The following is an 11,207-nucleotide window of genomic DNA, read 5'->3' as shown; positions in this document are numbered from 1 at the left end:
GCATTAGCCGCCATTTTTATACCAATCCGCTTAATTAAGTAGTCTATTTTGAGGCAATAAAACCTCGTTGATAACAAGGCAAAAATTTCGTTATTTAGTTGTTCTAAATGAGAAATTTTTAACGCAGTTAGCGACAGGTTTAATCCCTCAAAATGATTAAGTATTATTGCGGGTTGGTATTATTTACGCGATAGCAGCTTGTCAGACACGGCGTAAGCCATTCCAGCTAATAACCCCGCCAAATGTGCCCAATTAGCCATACTCACGGGCAACAATTCAACAAAGCCTAAAATAAGCCAAACCAGCATAAAACCGACGATGCTATTACTTACTAATGACGGCTCTGATGGCCTCATTACGCTGTACATCCAACAAAAACCCAGTAAGCCATAAACAACGCCACTTAAACCACCAAAGTTCGGCCCTACAACTAAAAACTGTGCCCAGTTACTAATGAATGCAGTAACTAAAAATAAACCAACTAAAGTTAACTTACCGCTACGTTTTTCTATATCGTTACCCAGTGTCATCCACCAGATCAAATTAAAAATAAGATGGATAGCGCTAAAATGCACAATTGCAGGTGTAAACCAAGTTAGAGGCTGTGCAGGATTAAACTGCAACATACTATAAATAGTTTCAAAACCACCTAATAAGAAGGCTACAAATATAACAATCGACACTAATGTAACAGTACGATTTAGCCAACTTAATGCTTTAAAGCGAGCTTTTAAGTTAAGTGACTGACCTTGATATAATAGTGGCGATTGAGTGCTTCCTACCTGCCATGAAGCTTGCTGGTATTTTTCGTCATGTGGATTAGCAGCAAAATCCTGCCAAAGTGGTTGAGCTTGATGAAAGTGCTCTGGGGCAACACAAATAATCACTGTTTGTCCATCTTGTGAGCGCAACTCGCCATGTAACCCCTTACTTTTGATGTAATCTATAAAGCCTTGTGCGGCGCGAGGATTATTTATGCTGCCCAACTCAATCATCGTTCAATATGCTCCGGAAGTTGTGTCTGCCAAGCAGTAAAACCACCATCCATACTGTAAACGTCTTCAAACCCCTGCTCTACTAAGTAGCTCGCAGCACCTTGAGAGCTCACACCATGATAACAAACGATGATAATTGGCTGATCAAACTCTTTATGCATCATAAAATCACTGATGTTGGCATTTGATAAATGCTCAGCGCCTGGAATATGCCCAGTTTGAAATGAGTTAGGATCGCGAATATCAGCAATCACAACATCTTCTTTATCTAACAGGGCAAAAGTTTCGCTCACTGAAATATGTTTATACGACATAGTACTCTCTAAACTAAAAAGGCGGCCAAAGCCGCCTTATCAAACAACTTGGTATCAATCCCAGTTAAGGATCACTTTACCTGATTGGCCTGAAATCATTGTATCAAAGCCAGCTTGGAAGTCATCCACAGAGAACTGGTGAGTGATAATTGGCTTCAGATCAAGACCTGATTGGATTAAGCTCGCCATCTTGTACCAAGTTTCAAACATTTCACGGCCGTAAATACCTTTAATGATTAGACCTTTGAAAATAACTTGGTTCCAATCAACCGCCATATCTGAAGGTGGAATACCTAGCATGGCGATTTTACCACCGTGATTCATGTTGTTTAACATGCTGTTAAATGCAACTGGCACACCCGACATTTCAAGGCCAATATCAAAACCTTCTGTCATTCCGAGCTCTTTCATAACATCTTCAAGGTTATCAGTAGCCACGTTTACAGCACGGGTAGCACCCATTTTACGCGCTAAATCTAGGCGGTATTCATTTACATCAGTGATAACCACATGACGCGCACCAACATGTTTAGCAACAGCTGCAGCCATGATGCCAATTGGGCCTGCACCTGTGATTAATACGTCTTCCCCCACTAAATCAAACGACAGCGCAGTGTGTACAGCATTACCGAATGGGTCAAAGATAGATGCTAATTCATCAGAAATGTTATCTGGAATTTTAAATGCGTTGAAAGCTGGGATCACAAGGTATTCAGCAAATGCGCCTTCGCGGTTAACACCCACACCAGTTGTGTTACGACATAAATGTACGCGTCCGGCACGACAGTTACGACAGTGACCACATGTGATATGTCCTTCACCAGAAACACGGTCACCTACTTGGAAACCACGTACCTCCTGGCCCATATCAACCACTTCACCTACATATTCGTGGCCAACAACCATTGGCGTAGGAATTGTATTTTGTGCCCACTCATCCCATTTATAAATATGGACATCAGTTCCACAAATTGCTGTTTTGCGGATTTTAATAAGCAGATCGTTATGGCCAACTTCAGGCTTTGGCGCATCAGTCATCCAGATCCCTGGTTCTGCTTTTAATTTAGATAATGCTTTCATGATTCACACTCAATTAAACAAAACCGAAGCAATAGCTTCGGTTTAAGAAATAAAATTAGATAACACCCATTTCTTTACCAATACGGGTAAAGGCAGCAATAGCGGTATCTAATTGCTCTTTTGTATGCGCCGCAGAAATTTGCGTACGGATACGTGCTTGGCCTTTAGGTACTACAGGGAATGAGAAACCTGTTACGTAAATACCTTCAGCAAGTAATTTGTCAGCCATGGCTGAGGCAACTTTAGCATCGCCTAACATAACAGGGATAATGGCATGGTCTTTACCTGCACAAGTAAATCCAGCTGCTTCCATTTGTTCGCGGAAATATTTTGCGTTATCCCATAGTTTTGCGCGTAACTCGCCACCATTGCTAAGCATTTCAAGTACTTTAATTGATGCTGTAACAATTGATGGTGCAAGTGAATTTGAGAAAAGATAAGGACGAGAACGTTGACGTAACCACTCTACAATCTCTTTTTTACCTGATGTGTAACCGCCCGATGCGCCACCAAGTGCTTTACCGAGCGTACCTGTAATGATATCAACGCGGTCTAGTACACCACAGTACTCCGGCGTACCTTTACCATTTTCACCAACAAAACCAACAGCGTGTGAGTCATCAACCATTACTAATGCATCATATTTATCTGCAAGGTCACAAACCGCTTCAAGATTACAAATAACACCGTCCATTGAGAAAACGCCGTCAGTTGCGATTAGTTTTGTTTTAGCACCCGCTTCATCAGCAGCAATAAGTTGCTTTTCAAGGTCGCTCATGTCGTTATTTGCGTAGCGGAAACGTTTTGCTTTACAAAGGCGCACACCATCAATAATCGAAGCATGGTTTAGAGCATCAGAGATAATTGCATCATCTGGGCCTAAGATTGTTTCGAATAAACCCGCGTTTGCATCAAAACATGATGAGTAAAGAATAGTATCTTCTGTTTCTAAGAACTCAGAGATCTTTTGCTCTAAGGTTTTATGAATATCTTGAGTACCACAAATAAAGCGTACAGAAGCAACACCAAAACCGTGGTCGTCAAGGCCTTGTTGAGCTGCTTTAATTAACTCTGGGCTATTTGCTAAGCCAAGGTAGTTATTAGCACAAAAGTTAATGACCTTATCACCAGAAGCAACCTCAATTTGAGCCTGTTGCTGTGACGTGATAACACGCTCGCTTTTGTATAAGCCTTCAGCTTTCACTTCATCAATTTGCTGCTGCAACTGATTAAAAAACGCAGATGCTCTCATCTGTAATCTCCACATATTCTTGTACCTAACCAGGAATGATTAGCATGACTTTAAATTTTGCGCCTATTGTAAAAGCTTAGGCGAACAATTGCACTGTTTGCAGTTCGTCGCACACCTTGAGGCGTGCGAAATAAAACTGGTCTTACCTGCTAAGATTGTAAAATCAAAGTAGGTAAATCAGCTAAAGACTCACAGACAATATCGGCATGTTGCTCTGTTGATTCTGCATAACTTTGCCCTGAACGAACTAAAACACGCGTAGCGATATTGGCTCTCTCAGCGGCAATAAGGTCGCCAAGCTTATCACCCACCATTATACTTTGTGATGGGTCGATTTGATGTTCTTTGATAGCTTGTAAAAGCATACCCGGAGCAGGCTTGCGACAGTTACATTCTTTCAAATAGGCAGGTTCCGCTTTGGTTGGGTGATGCGGGCAAAAATACACATCAAGAATAGCAACGCCATGACGTAAAAATTCACCTTTCATCCACTCAGTGAGCTTAGAAAAATCTTGTTCTGAATAATAACCGCGACCAATACCCGACTGGTTAGTAACTATCACAATTTTATAACCCGCATCCGCAAAGGCTTTGCACGCCTCAAATACACCGGGTACAAATTCAAATTCTTGTGGTTTGTATACATAACCATGATCAATATTGACCACACCATCTCGGTCTAAAAATAAAACGTTGCTCATTACAGTTGCTCTTTGTGTATCACGTAGTCAAACATCGAAATTACCTTTTCGACACTTATTTGCGCCATTAAATCAGCCCCTTTAACGCGTACTCCCCAAGGTAGCTCTTGCGCCGTTTTGCCAGTTTGTTCAAGTAAATTTTGGTGATAAACCTCAACAACATAATCTTGATACAAATAAGGTCCTGTGCGTTTTGGGTTTGAATGGGCATACAAACCTATAACAGGTGTTCCTACCGTTACAGCCATATGCGCAGGCCCAGTATCAGGAGCTAACACTAACGCCGCACGTTTCAAAACACATAGCAGTTCTTTTAGTTGGGTTTTCCCTACTAAGTTAAGCACAGGAGCAGAACTATGTGCGATAATTTGATCTGCTAGTTCGTTCTCTAAAGGCGTTGGACCGCCGGTGATAACCACCGAAAAGCCTTGTTGATAAGCATGTTCAGCAAGTGCAGCATAACGTTCGGGTAACCAGTTACGCTCTTTTTTACTTGCCGCAGGTGAGATAACAAAAATACGCCCGGTTAAACGCTCTTCACCTAATAGCGCATCGGCTGCTTGTTGGTGCTGCTCGGTAATTGGCATTTGCCATTGAGGTTTGTAATCAGGCGTACCAATAGCTTGAGCAAAGCCTTTAAAGCCTTCTAATACATGAGCCTCTGATTGCGGGGCAATACGTTTATTAATAAACAAGCTATGTAACTCTTTTGAACGAGCCCAATCAAACCCCACTTTGACTTTTGCTGGAATACAACGGGCTGCTAAATTCGCTCTTAGTGCTACTTGCATATGTAATAGCACATCAAATTTACGACCTTTGAAAGTCTCTTTTAGTTGCTGATAAGCCTGTTTACCCTGCTTTTTATCGAATACAACAAACTCAACACCAGGTAAATCGGCCAATAACATAGCCTCAACTTTACCTATCACCCAGGTAATTTTTGCCTTCGGGTGTGCCTTTTGAATTGCTTGCACTGCTGATACGGCATGACATACATCACCAATAGCCGAAAGCCTTAAAATACAAATATCTGAATAGGAGGTTGATTGAGTCACGTGCGCCCTTAGCTACAGCAAATAATATGCGATCTTAAATTAACTTGATGCTAATGCAAGCACTTATGCGAAAAGCTAAAAATACGGTAAGATAGGGCTAATTTTATTTAATCTTGAAGTTGTTATGTTCGAAACTCAGCATCTACAAAACACCACACTTTTGTGTCACCCAGCCTATAAAGATGAGCTCACGCAACAGTGGTTTGATGCCAGTTATTGGCAACAACAAGAGAAAATAGTCGGAGCTAAAAAAGGCCGCGCAACAGCGTGGTTTTTTAAACATCAACAGCTTACAGGTGTTCTGCGCCACTATTGGCGTGGTGGTTTAGTAGGTAAGTTGCTGAGCGACCAGTATTTATATTTTGGTTTAGAGCAAACCCGTGTCTATAAAGAATTCACGCTGATGATGCGTTTGCGTGAGCTTGGTCTAAATGTGCCAAACCCTATTGCGGCAAAAATTACCACCAGTGGCTTTATCTATCGCGGCGATATCATCACCGAGGCGGTGACAGGGGCAAAAAGTGTGTTAGATATTTTAATCAGTCGCTCTCTCAGCCAACCTGAACTCAAAGCGATTGCTGCGACTCTCAGCGAGTTTCATAATCACGGCGTCTATCACGCAGACTTAAACATCAATAACATCTTATTCGATGATACAGGAAAGGTGTTTATCATCGACTTTGACCGGGGCGAAATAAAACAGCCGCACGCCAGTTGGCAAAAAGAAAACATTAAACGCCTTGCCCGTTCATTTGCAAAAGAGCAAGGCCGTAACGAAGTGATGCATTGGCATCAAAGTGATTGGCAATCACTGCTGTGTGACTACCAAGCTTTGCTTAAGACTTAATTTTGCTAATAACGTTAGATGTTGAGCACCCATTAAGAAACTCAAGTACTTCGACTTTTCCGCCATGGCGTAGAACATGATCAGCACCTGCAATTTGATCTACGGTGTAATCGCCGCCTTTGACTAGCACATCAGGGCTAATTTGCTCGATTAGCTTTGCTGGTGTGTCATTTTCTTCAATGCTGCCAAACGGAATAACCCAATCAACTGATGCTAGCGCACTTAATACCATGGCACGTTCATCCAGTGGATTAATTGGTCTTTCTGGGCCTTTTAAGCGAGAGATTGATTCGTCATTATTTAAGCCAACAACAAGCCTATCACCACGTGCTTTAGCCTGAGCAAGGTAACGCACATGACCAGCGTGAAGAATATCAAAGCAACCATTAGTGAAAACTATTTTTTCACCATTTTGTTTTGCAAACTCAATGTGCTGAAGCACATCTTCAAATGGTGTTTGATAATGCTCACCGGTTTGCTGTAAATATTGACCAAGCTTACGACTCAACTCTTCTGGCGATACTGTTGCTGCGCCAAGCTTACTTACCGCAATACCTGCAGCAAGATTGGCAATTTCAACCGCATCTTTTGCTGCCATACCCGCACCAAGCATCACTGCAAGCGTCGCGATTACGGTATCACCAGCGCCGGTTACATCACTGACTTCAAGCTGCTGGGCCGCAAAGTCGAATTTATCTGTCTGACTGATTAACGACATACCATGCTCTGAACGAGTTAATAGCATAGCGGCAATACCCGCTTCACTAATTAGCTTACGAGCACTATCAGTTAAGCTTTGCTCAGAATCAGTTTTACCACCAGCAAGCTTAAACTCATTTAAGTTAGGGGTAATGTAATCAGCACCGCAATATAAGCTTAAGTCGGATGATTTAGGGTCGATAAGTACCGTTTTACCTGCTTTCTTTGCAACCTGAACCATTTGTTGAATTAAGCTAAGAGATCCTTTGTTGTAATCAGAAAACAACACAAAATCGTAGTCATCTAACACCAGCTCTAAACGGTTTAGTAACAATTGGCTGTGTTGCTCAGTGAAGGTCTCTTCAAGATCAAGACGTACAACTTGTTGATGACGGCTAATAACACGCATTTTGGAAATAGTTGGTAAATCGCAAACACTGACTAATTGCGAATCAATTTTTTCTGAACTTAAAATTGTTTCAAGAATTTGCCCGCTTTCGTCTTCACCAACTAAGCCTAACAAGCCCACTTTACCATCTAAACGTGCAATATTTTTTGCTACGTTGGCTGCGCCACCTGCTTTGTCTTCAAACTTACTGACTTTTACAACAGGTACTGGAGCTTCAGGCGAAATACGCCCTGAGTCGCCATGCCAGTATCTATCTAGCATGACATCACCAACGACTAAAATACGTGCCTTTGAAAGGTTTTTTAGTAACGCTAAATCCATTACTTTTGCTCCGCTACAACCATATCGATGGCTTCGCATAACCAATGACCGATGAACATATGCGCTTCTTGAATACGCGCTGTTTCATCATTTTTAATGATAATTGGTAACTTAGCGATGTCTTTTACCTTACCACCATCTCGGCCTGTTAATGCGACTGTAAAAGCGCCGATTTCATTCGCAGCTGCCAGGGCGAGGTTGATGTTAGGGCTAGTACCAGAGGTAGTTAAACCAATCACTAAATCTTCTGGCTTACATAACGCCTGCACTTGACGCTCAAATACAGTATCAAAATGATAGTCATTACTGTGAGCGGTTAAAATTGAGGTGTCCGTTGTCAATGCAATAGAAGCTAATGGACCTCGTTCCAATTTATAACGCACAACAAACTCAGCAGCTAAGTGCTGAGCATCTGCCGCACTGCCACCATTACCAAACCAAATCACCTTACCACCCGCTTGCAAAGCACTGTGGCATGCTTCAAGTAATTGCATCACTTCAGGGTGGTAGGTTTCCATCGTCTCAAACAACATTTGATGACGATTTAAACTTTCGAGGTAGCTTGCCGCTACTGAATCAAGATTTGACATAGATATTCCTTAAAAAGTATTAACGGCTTTGCTTACCAAAAATATGCAACAGATAACCAAGTATAGTTATCTCCAAATACATCTTCACCATAAGTAAGAGTTGTCTCTAATGTATGCTCATTTAATTGGCGTGTGTTACTTAGTTGAAGCTCAACGGCGCGTTCATAATCGCCAGTCGTTTGACCCCACTCATTTAGATAGTTACTTTCATTTTCTATCAATGTTAGCTTACTGCGCCAGAATGAGCGGTAGCTTTCACTATAAGTTAACTCCATGCTGTGCACCTGTGTAGGAGGTGCATCAGCGTAAACTCTCGCAACGCCATTGGCATGCAAGTCAGTATATCGCTGATCAGCCGCATAATGTCCCGTTACAAAACCACTAACCGTATTACCATATACTGGGTATATCTCATTGACGTACCATAGACTATGCATATTGGTATATTCATACCTAAGCGACATTTTATTACTCAGCTTTGGTAAGAAGAAGCCAAAATTACTAACAGTATTACCAAATTGGTAGTTCTTATGATTTTTTGTATCTTCACCACCATATTCAAAGTAAAGTTCAACGGGCATTCCCCAATTAAAATTTACAGTGCTGGTAATTGTTACGTATTGGTCACCTAACTCATTATCTTTACTACCAGTGAGGCCTGAGTTGTCATTACCTGCGGGATCAAAAAATGCATCAACCACATCACCAGCATCTACTTTACGGGGCCCACCGCCAAACTGCATCATTCTATTAAGGCCAATCTTCCAACCATCAAGCGGCTCAATACTAAAATGCGTTCCAGCAAGCTTTGGTGTGCCACTATGAAGCTCATTTTGATAAAGAATGCCATTATCGACATGTTCAAGTTCAGAATAATAAAGCTCAAAGTCAAAATTCCACCAGTTATGAGCTGGTTTTACCATTCCCAAAGAAATCGAAGGTGCAGTTTTAGCATTGGTAGAAATAATTTGTGCAGAGTGCTTAAAAGGTGAAAACCAGTGCTCTTTATAGCCAAGGTTTAACTGTAAATCTCTCCCTGCGAAGCTGATAAAGGAATTGTAATTTACAAACTTATTTGCTTTGGCTCGATAATCAACACCAACTTGTACTAAAGTGTAATCATTGGCACGCCAAATACCTTCGAAGAAGCCTTGCCCCCATTCATCAGAACTAAGTCCGCGTTGATTAGCTATTTTCTTGGTATTATCTGTATCTACTTGTAATTTTACACCGACACGAGTGATTGCATCATCACTTTGATACGGCTTTATTTTTGAACGAATAACAGCAGCTAACCCCGGCTCGTCCTTTGCTAGTAAAAGAAGTGCTTTTTCGACTTCTGCTAAACGATATGGCTTAGCCATAGGAGTGCCAATTGTTAGTGCAAACAAAGTATCTAATTGATGATCAAGCTGTGCATCCATACCAATAGGTAAATAAGCAGTTGGCGTTGCTAATAAAGGCATTGAGCAACTTAGTAAGGCACCTATTACCGAGGCTTTTATCATTTTAAATTTCATAATTGCTTCGTTGATTTGTTAAGTAACCGAAATACTACCAAATAAGCCAATAGTAAACACTTAAAACTCTCATTGATAACCGTTTTTAACATTTTATATTTAGATCGCGTAGGTTCCACGCTATCATAACGTTTTATCCATATAGGCTAGGCAATGGCGCGCATTTTATACTCTTTACTTTTATACCTACTAAGCCCACTGGTTATTTTCTACCTGTATGTTTTACGTGGTAAAAAGAATAAGGGTTACCGTGAGCACTTTGCTGAGCGCTTTGGCTTTTCGAATTTATCGCATCACGATGTTGTTTTTCATTGTGCCTCTGTAGGTGAAGTGCTAGCGGCAACCCCGCTTATCAAGGCCGTTCAATCAGAAAATCCAGTGCTTACTATTTTAGTAACCTGTAACACCCCTACAGGCCGCGAACAAATAAAAAATAACTTTAAAGACTCTGTTAGCAGCTGTTATTTACCGATTGATTTTTTCTTTACTACGCGTCGATTTTTAAAACGTATCAAGCCAAAGGTACTGTGTATTTTAGAAACTGAACTTTGGCCTAACCTTATGGCTCAAAGCAACAGCTACGGCACAAAAGTTCTTGTGTTAAATGCCAGACTTTCAGCCAAATCACTGCAAGGCTACCAAAAGGTAATACCTTTAACTAAAGTGATCATGCAGTCTATTAGCGACCTTGCCAGTCATAATCAAGATGATGCCAAACGTTTTATTGAGCTTGGTTTAAAGCCTGAAAAGGCACGCGTATTTGGCTCAATTAAATTTGATATTACGCCAACAAATGAGCAATTAAATAAAGTCGCAGCACTTAAAAACAAATATAACAACGAACGATTTATCTGGGTTGCAGGCTCCACTCACCCTGTTGAACATGAGCTTATTTTAAGTGCTCATGAAAAGCTGTTAAAAGCCTTACCCAACGCTCTTTTGATTATTGCTCCGCGTCACCCAGAGCAATTTGATAAAGTCGCAGAGATATTAAAAAGCTCAACGATGAACTTTAGTCGTCGTAGTGAAGATAACTATGACAACCAACAAGTTGTGCTAGCTGATACTTTAGGCGAGTTACAATGCTTATATGGTGTGGCAAACATCAGTTATGTTGGCGGAAGTTTAATAGAGCGAGGCGGCCATAATCCATTAGAGTCAGCAGCGTTTTCTGTTGGGGTATTAGCAGGTCCTCATACCTATAACTTTGACCATATTTATCCTGAGCTGATTAGTGCTCAAGGAGCTAAAATTGTCATCGATGAAAACCAACTAGCTGACACACTTATCTCTTTGAGTGCTAATCCACAGGAGACGATTAAGCTTGGTCAACAAGCTGCAAAATGCGTTGCTAATAATCAAGGTGCTATCAGTAAAACGGTCAATTTAATTGAGCTTTACTTAGAAAAGTAATTTAGAGA

The 11,207-nt window shown here is 41.1% G+C and carries 11 protein-coding genes; 2 read left to right on the top strand and 9 right to left on the bottom strand.

All coding sequences use genetic code 11. The features are described 5' to 3' along the window. Positions 1-179 precede the first annotated feature (179 nt). The 6 genes from glpG to L1D46_RS04025 all read right to left on the bottom strand — a co-directional run bounded on the left by glpG (position 180) and on the right by L1D46_RS04025 (position 5,400). Positions 180-995, bottom strand: a complete 816-nt coding sequence (gene glpG / locus L1D46_RS04050) for a rhomboid family intramembrane serine protease GlpG (RefSeq protein WP_239976847.1) — start codon at positions 993-995, stop codon at positions 180-182. Beyond that, complete coding sequence (glpE, locus tag L1D46_RS04045) at positions 992-1,309, bottom strand: thiosulfate sulfurtransferase GlpE (RefSeq protein WP_130050632.1); 318 nt, start codon at positions 1,307-1,309, stop codon at positions 992-994. The genes glpG and glpE overlap by 4 nt, the downstream gene beginning before the upstream one ends. Positions 1,310-1,363: 54 nt before the next feature. Beyond that, positions 1,364-2,389, bottom strand: a complete 1,026-nt coding sequence (gene tdh, locus L1D46_RS04040) for an L-threonine 3-dehydrogenase (RefSeq protein ID WP_130050631.1) — start codon at positions 2,387-2,389, stop codon at positions 1,364-1,366. A gap of 55 nt (positions 2,390-2,444) precedes the next feature. Further along, on the bottom strand, positions 2,445-3,641 hold the full coding sequence (locus L1D46_RS04035; RefSeq protein ID WP_054560964.1) for a glycine C-acetyltransferase: 1,197 nt from the start codon (positions 3,639-3,641) through the stop codon (positions 2,445-2,447). Positions 3,642-3,790: 149 nt separating this feature from the next. Beyond that, on the bottom strand, positions 3,791-4,342 hold the full coding sequence (gene gmhB, locus L1D46_RS04030; protein ID WP_239976846.1) for a D-glycero-beta-D-manno-heptose 1,7-bisphosphate 7-phosphatase: 552 nt from the start codon (positions 4,340-4,342) through the stop codon (positions 3,791-3,793). Beyond that, positions 4,342-5,400, bottom strand: coding sequence for a glycosyltransferase family 9 protein (locus L1D46_RS04025; protein WP_130050629.1), 1,059 nt, complete (start codon positions 5,398-5,400; stop codon positions 4,342-4,344). Before L1D46_RS04025 ends, gmhB begins: the two co-directional genes overlap by 1 nt. 124 nt (positions 5,401-5,524) lie before the next feature. On the opposite strand from L1D46_RS04025, the gene L1D46_RS04020 reads away from it, so the two are divergent. After that, complete coding sequence (locus L1D46_RS04020) at positions 5,525-6,247, top strand: 3-deoxy-D-manno-octulosonic acid kinase (protein WP_239976844.1); 723 nt, start codon at positions 5,525-5,527, stop codon at positions 6,245-6,247. Here the strand turns inward: L1D46_RS04020 and hldE are convergent. The 3 genes from hldE to L1D46_RS04005 are packed head-to-tail and all read right to left on the bottom strand — an operon-like array spanning position 6,237 to position 9,786. After that, a complete protein-coding gene (gene hldE, locus L1D46_RS04015; protein ID WP_130050627.1) occupies positions 6,237-7,676 on the bottom strand; it encodes a bifunctional D-glycero-beta-D-manno-heptose-7-phosphate kinase/D-glycero-beta-D-manno-heptose 1-phosphate adenylyltransferase HldE in 1,440 nt (479 codons plus the stop codon). The two genes, L1D46_RS04020 and hldE, sit on opposite strands and share 11 nt — an antisense overlap. Continuing rightward, positions 7,676-8,266: an SIS domain-containing protein gene (locus L1D46_RS04010; RefSeq protein WP_054560969.1), complete on the bottom strand. Its 591-nt coding sequence runs from the start codon at positions 8,264-8,266 to the stop codon at positions 7,676-7,678. The genes hldE and L1D46_RS04010 overlap by 1 nt, the downstream gene beginning before the upstream one ends. Before the next feature lie 32 nt (positions 8,267-8,298). Then, complete coding sequence (locus L1D46_RS04005) at positions 8,299-9,786, bottom strand: capsule assembly Wzi family protein (RefSeq protein WP_130050626.1); 1,488 nt, start codon at positions 9,784-9,786, stop codon at positions 8,299-8,301. A gap of 153 nt (positions 9,787-9,939) precedes the next feature. Between L1D46_RS04005 and waaA the strand changes: the two genes are divergently transcribed. Continuing rightward, positions 9,940-11,199, top strand: a complete 1,260-nt coding sequence (gene waaA / locus L1D46_RS04000; RefSeq protein WP_239976842.1) for a lipid IV(A) 3-deoxy-D-manno-octulosonic acid transferase — start codon at positions 9,940-9,942, stop codon at positions 11,197-11,199. The last annotated feature ends 8 nt before the right edge of the window (positions 11,200-11,207 follow it).

The organism is Pseudoalteromonas sp. Isolate3 (assembly GCF_022398505.1).
Taxonomy (GTDB): Bacteria; Pseudomonadota; Gammaproteobacteria; order Enterobacterales; family Alteromonadaceae; genus Pseudoalteromonas; species Pseudoalteromonas apostichopi.
The sequence above is the reverse complement of the archived record's forward strand: the minus strand, read 5'-3'. Positions and strand labels throughout refer to the sequence as shown.